14 protein-coding genes are annotated in these 17607 nt (G+C 70.3%); 7 read left to right on the top strand and 7 right to left on the bottom strand.

Going from position 1 to position 17607, the window contains the following annotated elements; genetic code table 11:
- The first annotated feature begins 4 nt into the window (after positions 1 to 4).
- Positions 5 to 2914, top strand: a complete 2910-nt coding sequence (locus AB0M47_RS24060; protein ID WP_363417743.1) for a bifunctional [glutamine synthetase] adenylyltransferase/[glutamine synthetase]-adenylyl-L-tyrosine phosphorylase — start codon at positions 5 to 7, stop codon at positions 2912 to 2914.
- A 2-nt stretch (positions 2915 to 2916) separates the two neighbouring features.
- Here the strand turns inward: AB0M47_RS24060 and AB0M47_RS24055 are convergent, their stop codons facing one another.
- Both AB0M47_RS24055 and AB0M47_RS24050 read right to left on the bottom strand, forming a co-directional pair.
- On the bottom strand, positions 2917 to 3702 hold the full coding sequence (locus tag AB0M47_RS24055; RefSeq protein WP_363417740.1) for a metallophosphoesterase: 786 nt from the start codon (positions 3700 to 3702) through the stop codon (positions 2917 to 2919).
- Between the two features lie 9 nt (positions 3703 to 3711).
- Positions 3712 to 6228: a penicillin acylase family protein gene (locus AB0M47_RS24050; RefSeq protein ID WP_363417820.1), complete on the bottom strand. Its 2517-nt coding sequence runs from the start codon at positions 6226 to 6228 to the stop codon at positions 3712 to 3714.
- An 80-nt stretch (positions 6229 to 6308) separates the two neighbouring features.
- Between AB0M47_RS24050 and AB0M47_RS24045 the strand changes: the two genes are divergently transcribed.
- Positions 6309 to 7229 (top strand): GNAT family N-acetyltransferase, encoded by a 921-nt coding sequence (locus tag AB0M47_RS24045; protein ID WP_363417737.1) that lies wholly within the window; start codon positions 6309 to 6311, stop codon positions 7227 to 7229.
- A 49-nt stretch (positions 7230 to 7278) separates the two neighbouring features.
- Here the strand turns inward: AB0M47_RS24045 and glnA are convergent, their stop codons facing one another.
- Positions 7279 to 8712, bottom strand: a complete 1434-nt coding sequence (glnA, locus tag AB0M47_RS24040) for a type I glutamate--ammonia ligase (RefSeq protein WP_363417734.1) — start codon at positions 8710 to 8712, stop codon at positions 7279 to 7281.
- Between the two features lie 207 nt (positions 8713 to 8919).
- On the opposite strand from glnA, the gene AB0M47_RS24035 reads away from it, so the two are divergent.
- Both AB0M47_RS24035 and AB0M47_RS24030 read left to right on the top strand, forming a co-directional pair.
- On the top strand, positions 8920 to 9285 hold the full coding sequence (locus AB0M47_RS24035) for an RDD family protein (protein WP_253761454.1): 366 nt from the start codon (positions 8920 to 8922) through the stop codon (positions 9283 to 9285).
- A 35-nt stretch (positions 9286 to 9320) separates the two neighbouring features.
- Complete coding sequence (locus AB0M47_RS24030) at positions 9321 to 10190, top strand: DUF4190 domain-containing protein (RefSeq protein ID WP_363417731.1); 870 nt, start codon at positions 9321 to 9323, stop codon at positions 10188 to 10190.
- A gap of 31 nt (positions 10191 to 10221) precedes the next feature.
- Here AB0M47_RS24030 and AB0M47_RS24025 read toward each other — a convergent pair whose 3' ends face one another.
- Positions 10222 to 10920, bottom strand: a complete 699-nt coding sequence (locus tag AB0M47_RS24025; protein ID WP_253761456.1) for a DUF4191 domain-containing protein — start codon at positions 10918 to 10920, stop codon at positions 10222 to 10224.
- 20 nt (positions 10921 to 10940) lie between these two features.
- Positions 10941 to 11873 (bottom strand): lipoyl synthase, encoded by a 933-nt coding sequence (gene lipA, locus AB0M47_RS24020; protein ID WP_253763874.1) that lies wholly within the window; start codon positions 11871 to 11873, stop codon positions 10941 to 10943.
- Positions 11874 to 12206: 333 nt separating this feature from the next.
- Between lipA and aspS the strand changes: the two genes are divergently transcribed.
- Complete coding sequence (gene aspS / locus AB0M47_RS24015) at positions 12207 to 13475, top strand: aspartate--tRNA(Asn) ligase (protein WP_363417728.1); 1269 nt, start codon at positions 12207 to 12209, stop codon at positions 13473 to 13475.
- A 24-nt stretch (positions 13476 to 13499) separates the two neighbouring features.
- Here aspS and lipB read toward each other — a convergent pair whose 3' ends face one another.
- Both lipB and AB0M47_RS24005 read right to left on the bottom strand, forming a co-directional pair.
- On the bottom strand, positions 13500 to 14174 hold the full coding sequence (lipB, locus tag AB0M47_RS24010) for a lipoyl(octanoyl) transferase LipB (protein WP_363417725.1): 675 nt from the start codon (positions 14172 to 14174) through the stop codon (positions 13500 to 13502).
- Between the two features lie 58 nt (positions 14175 to 14232).
- The gene (locus AB0M47_RS24005) at positions 14233 to 16005 is read right to left on the bottom strand and encodes a DUF2079 domain-containing protein (RefSeq protein WP_363417722.1); all 1773 of its coding nucleotides are present in this window, start codon (positions 16003 to 16005) and stop codon (positions 14233 to 14235) included.
- A 102-nt stretch (positions 16006 to 16107) separates the two neighbouring features.
- Between AB0M47_RS24005 and AB0M47_RS24000 the strand changes: the two genes are divergently transcribed.
- Positions 16108 to 17094: an AAA family ATPase gene (locus AB0M47_RS24000; protein WP_363417719.1), complete on the top strand. Its 987-nt coding sequence runs from the start codon at positions 16108 to 16110 to the stop codon at positions 17092 to 17094.
- A complete protein-coding gene (locus tag AB0M47_RS23995; RefSeq protein WP_363417716.1) occupies positions 17084 to 17479 on the top strand; it encodes an SCO5389 family protein in 396 nt (131 codons plus the stop codon). The genes AB0M47_RS24000 and AB0M47_RS23995 overlap by 11 nt, the downstream gene beginning before the upstream one ends.
- Positions 17480 to 17607: the final 128 nt, after the last annotated feature.

Here is a 17607-nt window from a genome sequence, read left to right as displayed (position 1 = left end):
CGCGATGGCGGCGGCGGGCATCGGGCGGCTGGCACGGTACGGCTTCACCGCGGTGCCGGGCCGGCCCGACCCGGTGGGACTGCTCGGCTCCCGCGGGATGAACCTCTGGGTGGCGGAGGAGCAGCGGCCGTACGACGAGGAGGCGGCGCTCATCCTCGACCAGCTGCGCCGGGTCGCCGACCCGAACCTGGCGCTGCGGCAGCTCGCCCGGCTGCACGAGCGGGACCCGGCCGTGGTCGAAGCCGTCGGCACCGACCACGACCTGCGCGATCGGCTGATCACGGTGCTGGGCGCGGCTGAGGCGCTCGGTGACCATCTCGCGGCCCGGCCGGGCGAATGGCGGTGTCTGACGCACACCATGCCCGCCCGCTTCGAGGTGCACGCCGGGATCGCCGACGTCGCGGCGCTGCGGCTGGCGTACCGGCGGGGGCTGTTGCGCGTGGCGGCGGCGGATCTGGCCGACCACGTCGACGTCGAGCAGACGATGGCCGAGTTGACCGCGCTCGCCGACGCCACCTTGCGGGTGGCGTACCGGCTGGCCGCGGCCCGGGTCACCGGGAATCCCCGGCTGGCCGTCATCGCCATGGGCAAGTGCGGCGGCACCGAGCTGAACTATGTGTCCGATGTGGACGTGATCTTCGTCGCCGCCGAGGACGAGGACCTGCCGGCCGCCACCGCCATCGCCGCCGGGCTGATGGAGATCTGCGGCCAGGTCGCCTGGCCGGTCGACGCCGCGCTGCGGCCCGAGGGCGGGCGCGGGCCGCTGGTGCGCACGCTGGCCAGTCATCTCGCGTACTACCAGCGCTGGGCGCGGACGTGGGAGTTCCAGGCGCTGCTCAAGGCACGGGCGGTCGCCGGGGAGGTGGCGCTCGGCCGGTCGTGGCTGGTCGCGTTGCAGCCGCTCATCTGGCACGCCGCCGAACGCCCTGAGGCGGTCGAGGACGTCCGCAAGATGCGGCGCCGCATCGTCGAGCAGATCCCCCGCAGCGAGATCGACCGCGAGATCAAGCGCGGTCCCGGCGGCCTGCGCGACATCGAGTTCGCCGTCCAGCTCCTCCAGCTCGTGCACGGCCGCGCCGACGACACGCTGCGCTCGCCCAACACGCTCACCGCGCTGCGCGCGCTCGTCGCCGGCGGCTACGTCGGGCGGCACGACGGCAAGGCCCTCGTGCTCGCGTACCGGTTCCTGCGAGAGGTGGAGCATCGGCTCCAGCTGCAGAAACTGCGCCGCACGCACACCGTCCCGGCCGCCGACGGGGGCGCCGGTTCCGCGGCTCTGGTCTGGCTCGCACACTCCATGGGGTACGCCGGAAGCGGCACCCGGACAGCGGAAGAGATGTTCCGGGCGGACTGGGTGGCGCATGCCGCCGAAGTCCGGCGACTGCACGCGAAGTTGTTCTTCCGGCCGCTGCTGACGGCGGTCGCGCAGGTCTCCGCCGACCATCTCGCGCTGCGGACGGCACAGGCCCGGGAGCGTCTGGTGGTCCTCGGGTACGCCGACCCGGCCGGAGCGCTGCGGCACATCGAGGCGTTGAGCGGGGGAGTGTCCCGGACGGCGGCGATCCAGCGCACCCTGCTGCCGGTGCTGCTGGAAGAGCTGGCCGACGCGCCCGACCCCGACGCCGGGCTGCTGGCGTACCGGCAGGTGTCGGAGAAGCTCGGCGCGACGCCCTGGTACCTGCGCCTGCTGCGGGACGAGGGCCCGGTGGCGCTGCGGCTGGCCCGGCTGCTGGGCACCTCGCGGTACGCCGTCGACCTGCTCGCCCGCGACCCCGAGGCGCTGCGCCTGATGGCGTCCGACGGCGAGTTGGCGCCTCGGGAAGGACGCGCCCTGGTCGAGGCGATGTCCTCGGCCGCCGGCCGCTACCGGGTGCCCCAGGAGGCCATTCGGGCCGTCCGCGCGGTACGCCGTCGCGAGCTGTTCCGGACGGCCTGCGCGGACCTGTTCCTGCGGCCGACCGAACTGGAGACCGGGCAGGCCCTCTCCGACGTCACCGACGCGACGCTGGCCGCCGCGTTGGAGGTCGCCCGAGCGGCTGCCGGAGCGCCGGAGGACTTCGAGTTCTCGATCATCGGCATGGGCCGCCTCGGCGGGTACGAGATGAGTTACCCGTCCGACGCCGACGTGCTGTTCGTCTACGAACCCGGTTCGGGCATGCGGGACGACGAGGCGCAGGGCACGGCGCTGGCCGTCGCGGAGAATCTGCGTACGCTGCTGGCCGCGCCGGCCCAGGATCCGCCGCTCGGGGTGGACGCCGACCTGCGCCCGGAGGGGCGGCAGGGGCCGCTGGTCCGGTCGTTCACGGCATACCAGCGCTACTACGCGAAGTGGAGCGCGATCTGGGAGGCGCAGGCGCTGCTGCGAGCGCGCCCGGTCGCCGGGTCCGAAGCCCTCGCCGCCCGGTTCGTCGAGCTGATCGAGCCGATCCGCTATCCCGAGGGCGGCCTGACCCGGGAACAGGTCGTCGAGATCCGGCGGATCAAGGCCCGGGTCGAGAACGAACGGCTGCCGCGCGCGGCCGACCCGCTGACCCACACCAAGCTCGGGCGCGGCGGGATCGCGGATGTCGAATGGACCGTCCAGCTCTGGCAACTGCGCCACGCGTACGAGGTGGAGAAGCTGAAGACGACGCGGACCCTGACCGCGCTCGCCGCCGCGACCGAGGCGGGCCTGGCGTCCGCCGCGGACGCGGAGATCCTGCGGACGGCCTGGAGTTTCGCGGCCCGAGTACGCAACGCGCTGACCCTGGTCCGCGGCCGAGCGGCCGACCAGCTGCCCCGGCACGGCCCGGAGCTGGAGGGCATCGCGCAGATCCTGGGCCAGGACGGCGAGCCGACCCTGGTGCTGGAGGAGTACCTGCGGGCGACCCGGCGGGCGCGGGCGGTCGTCGAACGGCTTTTCTTCGAGAACTGAAACTAGGCGGGGACCGGAGTCAGCTCGAACGGCACACACCGCGCCCCGAGCGCGATCCCGGTGTCGACCGACATCACCAGCCCGTCGGCGTAGACGACCGGGGAGTCGACCTCGGCCGGCGGGACCGCGAAGGTCTCGGGAATGGTCGAGTGGCCGTGCACGATCCGCCGCCCGCCGAGCCGGTCGAGCAGCTGACGGGCACGGCCGGGTCCGGTGGCCCGGTCGAGGAACTCGAAGCGCCGGAAGATCAGCCGCATCTGGACGCCGAAGGTCGCCGGATCGCGGTCGGCCATCATCTGCCGGACGGCCGCGTTGATCTCCTCGATGGTATCCCCGAACTCCAGGTACGCCGTCGTGTCCGCGTGGATCAGCAGGTTGTCGTCGACGAGGGCGACCGCTGGCAGCGCCGCCAGCCAGGCCAGCTGGGCGTCGGTGAGACCTTCGAGGTCGGTGCTCTGGCCGCCGTTGAGCGCCCAGGACTGGATGATCGTGCGCTCGGCGGTGATCGGCGCGTCCGGGATGTATCGCGACCCGTAGATCAGCAGGTCGTGGTTGCCCAGCACACAGCCCACCTCGCCGCCGGCCGCGGCCGCCTGCGGCTGAAGAGTCATGATCAAGTCGATGACGCCGATGCCGTCCGGCCCGCGATCGGTGAGGTCGCCGAGGAACCAGAGCCGGGCGTCGCCGCCCGCCCACGAGCCGCCCGCGTCGAGCAGGCCGGCCTCGCGGAGAGCCTCGGTGACCTGGGCGCGATGCCCATGGGTGTCGCCGATGACATAGAGCGCCACGGCGTCAGCTTATCCCTTCGGGCGATCTTGCGGCGTGAGGGTCAGGGTGTGCTCCGTGGCGGCGTCGATGGACGCCCGCGCGAAGCGGAACGGCAGCGTCTGACCAGTACGCCAGCGCTCGTACTGGTCGTCGTAGGTGGTGGCGAAGGCGTGCCCGGAGTTGCCGGTCAGCTGAATCCACCGCGAGTCGTCCAGGTTGGACATGTTGACGATCATTCGCATCGACGGGACCGCGTCGACCTCGTAGCCCTCGCCCGCGGTCCAGCCGGCCGCGTTGACGATCGAGTCGCCGCCGCTGACCCCGGTCTTCTCGTGGTTGAACAGCCACTCGATCGGGCCGATGCCGCTGGTGCCGAAGGTCGCGTGGGTCGCGGTGAGCGTGTGCATCGCCCCCCAGCGCCACTTCTTCGGGTCCTTGTCCTGGTCCTTGGTCAGTTCGGCGACCGCGTCCGCCTGCGCCTGGGCCAGGATCTGCTCGCGGGTCTCGTGCTCGGCCGTCGACTTGACGTCCCACCAGGCCGCGTCGGGCTGGTCGAGGAGGTGCCGGACCACCTCGAACCACCGGTCGCCGCCGTCGGCCGGATAGCCGTCCTCGCCGTAGCCCAGCTCGTCGAAGACCAGCCGGAGCAGGTTGCGCCACACGGCGTTGTAGTACGCCGCCGCGGCCGAGTCCTCCGGCTGCTGGTAGTCCCAGCCGTCGAGCAGTCGCACGGCCTGCTTCGCCGCGTCGGGCGCGGTCCGGGCCAGCCACGGGACGAGCGTCGGGGCGAACCCGTTGCGGTTGTCGAACTGCATCTTCTGGACGTCGTCCAGGGTGATCTTGCCGGCCTTCGCGGTCGCCTGGATCATGTCGTTGATCCGCTGCGACCGGTAGCCGTAGCTCCAGTCGCTGGTCAGGAAGTGCTCGTACTGCGGGCCGATGACGGCCTGGTTCGCCGTCGCGACGTACCCCTGCTTCGGGTTCAGGACGGTCGGCAGCTCGGCGAACGGCAGATACCCCGTCCAGTCGTACGCCGAGTCCCAGCCGGGCGCGGGCCAGCGGCCGTCGCCCTTGCCGCGTACCGGGATGCGGCCCGGCGACTGGTAGCCGATGTTGCCGTCGACGTCGGCGTAGACCATGTTCTGCGCGGGCACCTCGAACAGCGCGGCGGCCGCCCGGAACTCGGTCCAGTTGCCGGCCTTGTTCAGGGCGAACAGCGCGTCGGCGGTCCGGCCCGGGTCGAGCGCGGTCCAGCGCAGCGCGACGGCGTACCCGTCCTTGCTGAGCTTCTTGAGGTCGTCGCTGGCGTCGGACAGCAGCGGCCCGTGACCGGTCGAGCGGACGGTGATCGTCTTCTGCCCGCCGCCGGCGATCTTCAGCACCTCCTGCTGCGTGGTCAGCGGCTTGAGCTGCCCGTTCACCTCGTACTGATCGCCGGTGACCTTCTCGTAGTAGAGGTCGGTGACGTCCGGGTCGAGGTTGGTGAAGCCCCACGCGATCCGGGCGTTGTGCCCGATGACGACGCCGGGCACGCCGGAGAAGCTGAACCCGGCCACGTCCTGCGACTGGGCGTCACAGGCGCAGTGCAGCCCGATCTGGTACCAGATCCCGGGCTGCGACGGGCTCAGGTGGGGGTCGTTGGCGAGGATCGGCTTGCCGGTCGCGGTCAGGTCGCCGCTGATCACCCACGAGTTCGAGCCGATGCCAGGCCCGCCGTCGCCCATCAGCTGCGGCATCCGGTCCAGGCCGTCGGCCAGCTCCCGGAGCAGGTCGCCCTGCGCGCTCGTCGGCTTCACGGCCGGCTGCGCCGGGGGCGTCCCGGTCGTCTCGCCGCCGGAAACGATCGGAACATTTCGATCATAGGGGTACGCCGGATAGAGCTGTTCGATCTGCTCGACGCTCAGCCCCTCGGCGAGCAGGGCGGCCCGCCGGATCTCCGTCTCCATGTTGCCGCGCAGATCCCAGGCCATCGCCTTCAGCCAGGCGAGCGAGTCGATCGGGTCCCACTGCTCGATCTCGTAGCCGGAGTTCTGCAGGTTGAGCAGCGTGTACTCCAGGCTGATCTGGCCCGCCGAGTGGCCGGCGAGATAGGCGTTGACGCCCTCGGCGTACGCGGTGAGATTGGCGCGGGAGTCGGCCGAGATGAGGTCCCACTCCTGTTCGGCGACCCGCCGCCAGCCCATCGTCCGCAGGTACGCGTCGGTCTCGAGCTGGCTCTCGCCGAACAGCTCGGCGAGCCGGCCGCCGGTGACGTGCCGCCGGAAGTCCATCTCCCAGAACCGGTCCTGGGCGTGCACATAGCCCTGCGCCCGGTAGAGGTCGGCCGTCGTGGTCGCGTAGATCTGCGGAATGCCCTGGGCGTCCCGCTGAACGCGGACGTCGGCGGACAGGCCGGGCAGCGCGATCGTGCCGTCGAGCTGGGGCAGCGCCCGGCGGATGGACCAGACGAGGGTCCCCGCGCCGACGAGCCCGAGGACGATCACCACCGCGAGGGTCCACAGCGAGATCTTTCGGGTACGGCGCAGCCAAACGCGGGAACGGCTCATGTTTTCCGGCACGGCGTGCAGCATATTGGGCGGACCCGCTGGTCAGAAAAGGGGTTGCGACCACTGGTAGACCTTCGGGTATGAGTGCACTCCTCCGTCCGGCCAATGGCGCTGCCGACGCGGCCGCCTTCAACGCGCTGCGGCGCGTCGTCACCCCGTACCAGGTCTTCAGTGCCGAACGCATCCTGCACTTCTGGGCGGTCACCCCGGCGCGGGCGTACGCGAAGGTGCTCGTCGCCGAGGTCGATGGCCGGATCGTGGCAGCCGGGCGGGCCGGGTTCAAGACCTGGACCTCGGAGCAGGGAGCGGCCTCGCTCTTCGTCATGGTCCACCCCGACCACCGCCGCCAAGGCCTCGGCGCCCAGCTGTACGCCGCCCTGGAAGCACACGTCGCCGAGCACGACGCGCGCAAGATCCAGATCTGGGGCACCGACGACGAGGACGTGGCCGGCTTCCTGGAACGGCGGGGCTACGGGCGTACGGCGGAGCTGCGCTATTCCAAGCTCGACCTGACCGACGTCGCGAAGCTGCCGCCCGTGCCCGCCACGCCCGACGGCGTCGCCCTCGTGTCCGCCCGTGAGGCCGGCCCGGAGGCGCTCTACTCCGTCGATGCTGCGACAGTCGTCGACGAGCCGGGCGACACCGCGATGGACGCCGTCTCCTACGAAGACTGGTACGCCGAGATCTGGCAGAACCCGGCGACCGACCACGACAGCAGCGTCGTCGTCCTCGCCGACGGGGTCCCGGCCGCGTACACCCTGGTCGAGATGGACCGGGAGGGCGGCCGGATGTGGTCCGGCGGCACCGGGACGCTTCGGTCGCATCGCGGTCGCGGGCTGGCCAAGCTCGCCAAGGCCGACGCCGTACGCCGCGCCGCCGCAGCGGGGGTGACAGCCGCGTACGCCAGCAACGACGAGGTCAACCAGCCGATGCTGGCGGTCAACGAGTGGCTCGGCTATCAGCCCTGCGCGGTCCAGTACTCCTACGTGCGTACGCTCTGAGCGCGCAAAAAGGCCCCGGCGTCAGCCGGGGCCTTTTTGCTAGTACGACTTACACGTCGAAGTAGAGCTGGAACTCGTGCGGCGTCGGGCGCAGCCGGATCGGGTCGATCTCGGTGGAGCGCTTGTAGTCGATCCAGGTCTCGATGACGTCGCCGGTGAACACGCCGCCCGCCTGGAGGTACTCGTTGTCGGTCTCCAGGTTGGTCAGCACGTCGGCCAGCGAGCCGGGGACCTGCTGGACGCTCGCGGCCTCCTCCGGCGGGAGGTCGTAGAGGTCCTTGTCGATCGGCGCCGGCGGCTCGATCTTGTTCTTGACGCCGTCGAGGCCGGCCATCAGCATCGCCGAGAAGGCCAGGTACGGGTTGGACGACGGGTCGGGGCAGCGGAACTCGATGCGCTTGGCCTTCGCGTTGGTGCCGGTGACCGGGATACGCGTGCAGGCGGAGCGGTTGCGCTGCGAGTAGACCAGGTTGACCGGCGCCTCGTAGCCCGGCACCAGACGACGGTAGGAGTTCACCGACGGGTTGGTGAAGGCCAGCAGCGACGGCGCGTGGTGCAGCAGACCGCCGATGTACCAGCGGGCCAGGTCGGACAGGCCGGCGTAGCCGGTCTCGTCGTACATCAGGTTCTCGCCGCCGAGCCAGATGCTCTGGTGGGTGTGCATGCCGGAGCCGTTGTCGCCGAACAGCGGCTTGGGCATGAACGTCGCGGTCTTGCCGGCGTGCCAGGCGGTGTTCTTCACGACGTACTTGAACAGCTGCATCTGGTCGCCCGCCGCGAGCAGCGTGGCGAACCGGTAGTTGATCTCGGCCTGGCCGGCGGTGCCCACCTCGTGGTGCGCGCGCTCGACGGTGAAGCCGAGGTCGGCCAGGTTGGTGACCATCAGGTCACGCAGGTCGGCGTAATGGTCGGTCGGCGCCACCGGGAAGTAGCCGCCCTTGTAGCCGGGCTTGTAACCACGGTTCGCGCCGCCGTCGGCCTCGGCCGCCGCGCCGGTGTTCCACGCGCCCTCGATCGAGTCGATGTGGTAGAACGCCTGGTTGGCCTGGGTCGAGTAGCGGATCGAGTCGAAGATGTAGAACTCCGCCTCGGCACCGAAGTAGGCCGTGTCCGCGAAGCCGCTGCCCGCCAGGTAGGCCTCGGCCTTCTTGGCGATGTTGCGCGGGTCCCGGGAGTACGCCTCACGAGTGAACGGGTCGTGGATGAAGAAGTTCAGCGCGAGGGTCTTCTGGATCCGGAACGGGTCGATGAAGGCCGTCGTCACGTCGGGCAGGAGCAGCATGTCCGACTCGTGGATGGCCTGGAAGCCGCGGATCGACGATCCGTCGAAGGCGAGACCTTCGGTGAAGGCGCTCTCGTCGAAGGACTCCGCCGGAACGGTGAAGAACTGCATCACGCCGGGCAGGTCACAGAAACGGACGTCAACGAACTTGACGTCCTCGTCCTTGAGGTACCGAAGGAGTTCCTCGGGGTTGGCGAACAACACGTCCTCCTGGCAATGGCTCTAGATCGGTGCGCTCGCGGTCACTGGTCAAGGCGTTCGTCGACTTGCGCAGGTGGCCGTTGGCTGGTCGCGACGGTACGGAGGCGGCGTTGCCCAGCCGTGTCGGCTTTGTTTCGGCCGTGTTACATGGCACGTGCGCTGCGCCACCGTGCGTTCACCAAAGCCTAGGCGAGTACGCTGACGTCCGTGACCGAGACCTCGCAAGAAGCCGTTCCGACGCTCTTCCGCCGGTTCGTGGCGCTCTTCGTCGACTGGCTGCTGTGCTTGCTGGTCTCCGGCTTCTTCGTACCGGATCTGCGTACCGCCACCTGGGAACCGGTCGCGGTGCTGATTCTGGAGTACGCCTTCTTCCTCGGCCTGTTCGGCCAGACCCCCGGCATGCGGCTGGCCCGCATCCGCTGCGTCAGCATCGACGGCGGTACGCGGATCGGCGTACCGCGGGCGGCGTTGCGGGGCCTGCTGCTGGCTCTCGTCGTCCCCGCGCTGATCATGGATCCCGAGCGCCGGGGCGTCCACGACCGTCTCGCACGCAGTGTGATAACGCCTGCCTGAGCGGCCAGAGATCGAAGCCGTTAGGCTGCGATCTTGTGACATACCCCCCTCAGCCACAAAATCCCCAGAATCCGCCGCCCTACGGCCAGCCCGCGCAGCCGTACGGCGCGCCGCAGCAGCCCCAGCCGCAGTACGGGCAGTCCCAGCCGCAGTACGGGCAGTCCCAGCCGCAGTACGAGCAGCCCCAGTACGGGCAGTCCCAGCCGCAGTATGGGCAGCCGCAGTATGGGCAGCCGCAATACGGCGCGCCGGGGCAACAGTTCCCGCCGCCCGGCTCGCAGTGGGAGCCGCAGACCCCGCCGCCGTCGGGCACCAACGGCTTCGCCGTGGCGTCGCTGATCTTCGGCATCCTCGGCGGCATCCTGTTCGCCGTCATCTTCGGCTTCGTCGCCCTCAGCCAGATCAAGAAGCGCAACCAGAAGGGCCGGGGCATGGCGATCGCCGGTCTGGTGCTCTCCGTGGTGTGGCTGCTGGCCTGCGGCGCGGGCGTCGCGATCAGCGCGCTGAACCAGCCCGACCGCGACGCCGACGGCACGGTGACCGAGGAGGGCACGGTCAGCTCGGTCGAGCTCAAGCTCGGCGACTGCCTCAAGAAGCTGCCCGCCGAGGGCGTCGTGAAGGCCGTCGACGTGGTGCCCTGCTCGCAGGCGCACGGCGCCGAGGTGTACGCCGTGTTCAACCTGAGCGGCTCGACCTACCCGGGCAGCGACACCGTGATCAAGCAGTCCGAGGACGGCTGCACTGAGCGGGTCGACGCGCTGAGCGCCGAGGCGCAGAAGGACGACACCCTGGAGGTCTACTACCTCTACCCGCACACGTCGCTGGTCTGGAACAGCGGCGACCACTCGGTCTCGTGCCTGGTGGGCAGCGAGACCAAGCAGTACACCGGAAGCCTGCGGAAATAGTCCGCGGTGGACTGTCCGCCGGTACCTATGGTCAGCGGCCGCGCATCTGGCGCATGGCGCCCTTCGGGGGGCGGAACTCCTTCGGGAGTCCGCCCTTCGGCATCTGCGGCCGCGCCGTGAGCGCCGTCAGCGCCCGGTCCAAGGAGTTGATCTCCTTGCCGGAGAGGTTCTTCGGCAGCCGCAGCACGTGCGTACGCAGCTTGCGGATGGAGACCTGGCCCTCGTCGTTGCCGATGATGATGTCGTAGAGCGGGGTCTGGCCGATGACCTTGCCCAGCCGCCGCTTCTGCTCACCGAGCATCGGCTTGACCCGCTGCGGCTCGCCTTCGCCGATGAGCACCACGCCGGCCGGGCCGAGCACCAGGTGCACGAAGTCGTTGTTCACGGTGAACGCGAGCGGCTGCTCCTTGGTACGCCAGTTGCCGCGCAGCGACGACAGGATCTGGGTGGCCGCGCCGGGCTGGCCCTCGATCGCGTTCATCATCGCCGTGTTGCTGCGCAGATTGAGCACGACCAGGACGGCGAGGAGCGTCACGAGGACGCCCATCGGGATCCAGATCCAGCTGCTCGTCAGACCGACGACGAGCACCGTCACGGCGATCGGAATGAGCACGGCGGCCACCACAAGCGGAACGAACCATTTGTCCTGCTTTGCGGTGAACTTGAACACCATGCCGATCTGCTTCAGCCGTCCGCCGAAGGAGACCTTTTCCTCTGAGGGTTTCGCCATGACCTGAAGTCTAATCAGCTTCAGGCGGCGGCGAGCTTGCGGGCGTCCAGGGCCTGGCGGTAGAGCCGGCCGGCGCGGTACGACGAGCGCACCAGCGGCCCGGACATGACCCCGGCGAAGCCGATCTCCTCGGCCTCGGCCTTCAGCTCGATGAACTCCTCCGGCTTCACCCAGCGGTCGATCGGGTGGTGCCGCGGCGTCGGGCGCAGGTACTGGGTGATCGTGATCAGCTCGCAGCCGGCCTCGTGGAGGTCGCGCAGCGCCTGGGAGACCTCGGCGCGCTCCTCGCCCATGCCCAGGATCAGGTTGGACTTGGTGACCAGGCCGGCCTCACGGGCCCGGGTGATCACGTCGAGCGACCGCTCATAGCGGAACGCCGGGCGGATGCGCTTGAAGATCCGGGGAACCGTCTCCAGGTTGTGCGCCAGCACCTCGGGCCGGCTGCCGAAGACCTCGGCCAGCTGGGCCGGCTCGGCGTTGAAGTCGGGGATCAGCAGCTCGACACCGCAGCCCGGGACGAGCGCGTGGATCTGCCGGACCGTCTCGGCGTACAGCCAGGCGCCGCCGTCGGGCAGGTCGTCGCGGGCGACACCGGTCACGGTGGCGTACTTGAGCTCCATCGAGGCGACCGACTCGGCCACCCGCCGCGGCTCGTCGGCGTCGAACTCGGCCGGCTTGCCGGTGTCGATCTGGCAGAAGTCACAGCGCCGGGTGCACTGGTCGCCGCCGATGAGGAAGGTCGCCTCCCGGTCCTCCCAGCACTCGTAGATGTTGGGACAGCCGGCTTCCTGGCAGACGGTGTGCAGCCCCTCGCGCTGGACGAGGCCGCGCAGCTGGGTGAACTCGGGGCCCATCTTCGCTTTGACCTTGATCCAGTCGGGCTTGCGCTCGATCGGGGTCTCAGCGTTTCGGGCCTCGATACGCAGCATGCGCCGGCCCTCGGGAGCAACCATGGTCACGAGGCAAAGACTACGCTCACTGGCCGCCCCCGGGCAGTCGAGGTAAGCACCGCCACAACCCGGTTGCGGCGTCTCTTCCATCACGTTTACCCTGTTCGGCAACAGCGACGACGGGCCGAGTCACCGGTTGACGCCCGGGTGGACCGGTTCTGAGCTGCGGGGAAGAGGGCGCGTCAGCGCCGGTAGACCCCCGCCGGGATGATCTCCGTCAATCTGATCGAGAGGCCGCTCACCCCGAGCGGCGAAGGTGTGGTGGTACCGCGAGGCTTCCCGCTCGCCCGCACCTCCCTGGGGATCGCGTTGCGATTGATCGAGGAGGTTCACACCATGCAACGCATCCTGTCCGCTGAGCTCGCCCTGCACGTCGGCGAGCAAGTGACGATCGCCGGCTGGATTCACCGCCGCCGAATGCTCAAGTCCGTCGCCTTCCTCATCCTCCGGGACCGCTCCGGGTTCGCCCAGGTCGTGACGACCTCGGCCGAGCTGGAGGCGCTCAGCGAGGAGACGGTGGTCCGCGTGACCGGCACCGTGACCGCGAACGAGGTCGCCCCCGGTGGAGTGGAACTCACCGGCCCGACCATCGAGGTGCTGTCCGACGAGGTCGAGGCCCTGCCGGTGGAGCTGTTCCGGCCCAGCCTCAACGTCACCCTGCCGACGCTGCTCGACCACGCGCCGCTGACGCTGCGGCATCCGGCCCGGCGCCCGCTGTTCGACCTGCGGGCGGCCGTGATCCGCGGCTTCCGGTCGACCCTGGACGGGCTCGGCTTCACCGAGGTGCACAGCCCGAAGATCGTCGGCATCGCCACCGAGTCCGGCTCCAACGTGTTCGAGCTGGACTACTTCGGGCGCAAGGCGTACCTGGCGCAGTCTCCGCAGCTCTACAAGCAGACGCTGGTCGGGGTGTTCGAGCGCGTCTACGAGATCGGCCAGGCGTTCCGGGCCGAACCGAGCGACACCGCCCGGCACCTGGCCGAATACGTCTCGCTCGACGCCGAACTGGGCTTCATCGAGAACCAGCGCGACGTCATGGCGGTGCTGCGCGACGTGGTCGCCGGGATGATCGCCGAGGCCAAGGCGGTGCCGTCGGTCGCCGGAGCCGGGTTCGACCTGCCGGAGGTTCCGGCGGAGATCCCGATCCTGCACTTCAGCGAGGCGCTGAAGATCGCGGGTGCGTCACCGGACGAGGAGGACCTCGCCCCGGCGCACGAGCGGGCGGTCGGGGAGTGGGGTCTGCGTGAGCACGGTTCGGACTTCGTCTACGTCGAGGGCTACCCGACGCTGAAGCGTGCCTTCTACACGCATCCGGAACCGGGCCGGGAACCCTACTCGCGGGCGTTCGACCTGATCTTCCGGGGCATCGAGATGGTCTCCGGCAGCCAGCGCCTGCACCGGTACGCCGACTACGTCTCGACGCTGACCGAACGCGGTGCGGAGCTCGGCCCGTACGAGTCGTTCCTGGAGGTCTTCAAGCTCGGGATGCCGCCGCACGGCGGGTTCGCGATCGGGCTGGAGCGGTTCGTCGCGCAGTTGACCGGGATCGCCAACATCCGCGAGGTGACCTACTTCCCGCGCGACCTCCACCGGGTCACGCCCTGAGCCCGGCCTTCCCCTGCTGCGGGCCTACTCCTGCAGCAGGGGGAGGTTGCGCTCGACGATCGGCAGCACCTCGGCGACGGTCACGTCGCGGCCCAGCTCCTGGCTGAGCGAGGTGACCCCGGCGTCGCGGATGCCGCACGCCACGATGCGGTCGTACCAGCTCATGTCGGGGTCGCAGTTGAGCGAGAAGCCGTGCTGCGTCACCGAGCGAGCCACCCGGATGCCGATGGCGGCGATCTTCCGATCCGGGCCTCGGTGGTCTTCGCGTACCCAGACGCCGGGCCGGCCCTTGACGCGTTCGGTCGCCACGCCCAGTTCGGCGCAGACCGTGATGAGCAGCCGCTCGACGCGGCGGACGAACGCCACCACGTCCATCGCGTGGCCGCTGACGGCCGGGGCGAGCCGCATGATCGGATAGCCCACGATCTGACCAGGTCCGTGCCAGGTGATCTGGCCGCCCCGGTCCACGTCGATCACCGGGGTGCCGTCGAACGGCCGTTCCCAGGGCTGGGTCAGCTTGCCGGCCGTGTAGACCGGCGGGTGCTCCAGCAGCAGCACGGTGTCGGGTCGGGTGCCCTCGACCACCTTCTGGTGCAGCTCGCGCTGCAAGTCCCAGGCCGCCAGGTAGTCGATCTCGCCGAGCCGCTGGACCGCGATGGCGGCCGGGCCGGCGACGGTGGACGGTTCAGTCGTCGTCACGCTCCCAGCGTATGCCGACGCGGACCCAGCGCTAGCCGCTGTGCCACGGCTCACGGCGTCAGACCTGCCAGAGCCAGACGTCGTCGACCCGCTGCGGCTCGCCGAGCAGGCGCTTCATGACCTCCAGCAGGGCGGGCTGATGCGTCTCCCAGTGCGCGCCCTGGACGTCGTCGGCGAGGACCACCGCCTCGGCGCCCCAGTACTTCAGGTCCTCCCGGAACCGGGTGCGCTCGGAGTCGGTGATCGGCGGTGCGTACCCGGTCTTCGTCACGTCTTCGAGCAGGGTCTGGGCGTACGTGGGGATGGGGCCGATGCGCCCGGTGCCGTCGGGGCCGCCCGGCCCGAGGAAGAAGCCGGCCGGGATGCGGAAGACCGGACCCCGGTCACCGGCCGACCGGGCGAGCGCGTCGGCCTGCCAGCGCTGACCGTCCGGCACGAGGTCGTTGGCGATCGGCACCGAGACCAGCACACCGCGGTCGCTCACGTATCGCTCCCACGCGCCGGAGCTGATGAAGTGCGGCACCGGCGGCCGTTCGCGTACCAATAGGGGAGTGGGAACGAGCGGCAGCAAGGCCGCGACCAGCCCCGCGACCCAGACCCACCGTGGGCCTGGCAGCACCCGGAGACGGCTCACCAGCAGCGCGAGCAGCGCGCCGACGACCGGCGAGACGACCAGGGCCAGCCGTGACGGCAGCGCCGCGTTGAACACCGGCAGCTTCACGAGCAGCGCGGCCGGCATCGGAATCGGGGTCAGCGAGCCCCACCAGCGCAGTTGCGGGCCAAGGGAGAGCACCGCGAAGACCACTCCGGTGACCGCGAGCGCCCGCACGATCGCGCGGTCGGACACCCGGCGCAGCACCAGGTACGCGGCGATGCTGAGCAGCAGCAACGGCAGTCCGAAGAAGGAGTTCTCCTCGGTCGGATTGGGCGCCAGGTTGAGGTTGAGCCCGAGCGCGCCGGCCAGCGATCGGACCGGCCACGTCCCGTACGCCGCCAGGTCCTCACTGTGGATCTTGGCGTCGAAGCCGGTGCCGTGGAAGCCGTAGGGACCGGCGAAGTGCAGCCACAGCGGATACGCGAGCAGTACGCCGGACACCCCGGCGGCGACGGCCAGCCCCTTCAGCACCGGCGCGGCCATCGAACGCACCTGCGCACGTTCGGTGACGGCCCAGACGGCGACGAAGATCACCCCGGCGAGCGCCGCGAAGAAGAGCTGCTCGGCCGCGATCGAGAAGCAGGCCGCGATGAGCAGCCCGAGGATGATGCCGTCCCGGATCCAGCGCCGGTTCCGGCCCAGCCGCACGACCGTGCCGATCATGAGCGGCACCAGCCATTGCGCGGTCCAGTTGAGGTGGGCGTTCGCATGGGAGACCAGGGCGGGGGCGAAGCCGCAGAAGATGCCCCCGACAGCCGCGCCGAGCGCGGTCGCGCTGGGCAGATAGCGGCGGAACAGCCAGAACCAGCAGTACGCCGTCGCGGCGAGGTTCAGCGTCAGGATCACGCTGAAGGTGACGGCCGGGCCGAGCCAGATCGTCAGCGGCGCGAAGACCACCGCGTACGCCGTGATCGAGGTGTTGACCGCGAGGTTGACCCCGTCGGGCGCGTTGAGCCAGGTCGTCAGCAGCGGGTTCTCCCCGTGCGTGAGCGCGTGCGCGCCGAGGCCCAGCAGCCACTCGAACAGCGCCTGGTCGCCGGAGTTGACGCCGATCGCCCGATGCGTCGGGCCCGCCCACAGCCCGCTCGTCAGGTAGACCGCCAAGGCCAGCGAGATCACCGCGACGGCGAGGTCGGGCTTCCTCGACAGTCGCGTCTGCGAAGGGGGCGGTGCCATAGCGGGAGGGTTCTCGACCTGCGTACGCGCCACCGGAGAACTTTAGCAATGACCCGAGTGTCGCCCTCGACAGGCTAAATGAAAACGACTACCACTATCAGTATGAAGACGGCATTCGTCGGCAAAGGCGGGTCGGGCAAGACCACGCTGGCCGCACTCCTGTCCCGGCATCTGGCCCAGCGCGGCAGTCCGCTGCTGGCCGTGGACGCCGACATCAACCAGCACCTGGCGGCCGCTTTGGGCGCGCCCGAAGACGAGGCGGTCATGCTGCCCGCCCTGGGCGACCAGCTCCCGGCGATCAAGGAGTACCTGCGCGGGACGAACCCACGGATCTCCTCGGCGGCGGCCATGGTCAAGACGACGCCACCCGGGACGGGCTCTCGGCTGATCACGATCACCGGCGACAACCCGATCTACGACGCCGCCGTCCGCGAGGTCGGCGGGGTCCGGCTGGCGGTCACCGGCCCGTTCGCGACCGAGGACCTCGGCGTCGCCTGCTACCACTCGAAGGTCGGCGCGGTCGAACTGCTCCTGAACCACCTGGTCGACGGCCCAGGGGAGTACGCCGTGGTGGACATGACGGCCGGCGCGGACAGTTTCGCCTCCGGCCTGTTCACCCGGTTCGACGCCACCTTCCTCGTCTGCGAGCCGACCGTACGCAGCGTCGGCGTCTACCGGCAGTACGTCGGCTACGCCCGTGAATTCGGCGTACGCGTGCACGTGGTCGGCAACAAGGTCGACGACGACTCCGACGTGGACTTCCTGCGGGAGCACGTCGGCGACGACCTGCTGACCTGGTTCAGGCGATCGGCGTACGTGAAGGCGGCCGAACGCGGCGTCGCCCGGCCGCTCGCCGAGCTGGAACCGGCCAACGCCGCCGCGCTCGACCGGCTCCGGACCGCCCTCGACGGCTGCGTCCAGGACTGGGCCCGCTACACCGCCCAAGCCGTCGAGTTCCACCTGCGCAACGCCCAGGCCTGGGGCAACGCCAAGACCGGCGAAGACCTCGGCGCGCAGATCGATCCCACCTTCGTGCTCGGGCCGCAGGCGCTCGAGCCCTTCGGAAAGGAAGTACGCAATGTCCCTTGATGTGCCGACCGCGTTGCTGGAGCGGGCCGAGGCCGGAGCGGTCGACGACGCCGAGTTCGTCGACTGCGTCCGCCAGTCCCTCCCGTACGCCTGGTCCGTCGTGAGCGCCGCCGCCGAAGACCTCGCGGCCGACCCGGCCGCCGAGTTCGGCCAGCACGAGGTCCCGCCGCCGAGCGAGGCCGAGCGCGGCCAGCTGCTGCGCGCCCTGGCCAGCGACGCGATCCGGGGCGGCCTCGACCGCCACTTCGGCGTCACGTTCGCCTTCCAGAACTGCCATCGGGTGGCGGCGTTCCGGCCATCGGCCGTCGGCGGCGCGACCTACCAGGCCTTCGTCTCGCCTCGCGGCCAACTGCTGAACCAGTCGCCCGCTCTCCGCGACTGCTGACGCGCTGACGCGCTGACGCGCTGACGCGCTGACGCGCTGGCCGCGCGTGCGCTCGCCTACCCGACGACCACGGCCGACGGGACGTTCGGCGGCATCGCCATCTCGCCGGGCTTCACCGCGACCTGGTC

Origin of the sequence: Hamadaea sp. NPDC051192 (genome assembly GCF_040682475.1) — a bacterium.
GTDB lineage: Bacteria > Actinomycetota > Actinomycetes > Mycobacteriales > Micromonosporaceae > Hamadaea > Hamadaea flava.
Note: the sequence above shows the minus strand (reverse complement) of the source record. Positions and strands in the feature narration are given on the sequence as shown.

Excerpts from the sequence above, each read along its gene's own strand:
- AB0M47_RS24060 (WP_363417743.1), top strand. The coding sequence starts at position 5 with ATGGCGGCGGCGGGCATCGGGCGGCTGGCACGGTACGGCTTCACCGCG.
- AB0M47_RS24050 (WP_363417820.1), bottom strand. The coding sequence starts at position 6,228 with ATGAGCCGTTCCCGCGTTTGGCTGCGCCGTACCCGAAAGATCTCGCTG.
- AB0M47_RS24045 (WP_363417737.1), top strand. The coding sequence starts at position 6,309 with ATGAGTGCACTCCTCCGTCCGGCCAATGGCGCTGCCGACGCGGCCGCC.
- AB0M47_RS24025 (WP_253761456.1), bottom strand. The coding sequence starts at position 10,920 with ATGGCGAAACCCTCAGAGGAAAAGGTCTCCTTCGGCGGACGGCTGAAG.
- lipA (WP_253763874.1), bottom strand. The coding sequence starts at position 11,873 with ATGGTTGCTCCCGAGGGCCGGCGCATGCTGCGTATCGAGGCCCGAAAC.
- aspS (WP_363417728.1), top strand. The coding sequence starts at position 12,207 with ATGCAACGCATCCTGTCCGCTGAGCTCGCCCTGCACGTCGGCGAGCAA.
- AB0M47_RS24005 (WP_363417722.1), bottom strand. The coding sequence starts at position 16,005 with ATGGCACCGCCCCCTTCGCAGACGCGACTGTCGAGGAAGCCCGACCTC.
- AB0M47_RS24000 (WP_363417719.1), top strand. The coding sequence starts at position 16,108 with ATGAAGACGGCATTCGTCGGCAAAGGCGGGTCGGGCAAGACCACGCTG.
- AB0M47_RS23995 (WP_363417716.1), top strand. The coding sequence starts at position 17,084 with ATGTCCCTTGATGTGCCGACCGCGTTGCTGGAGCGGGCCGAGGCCGGA.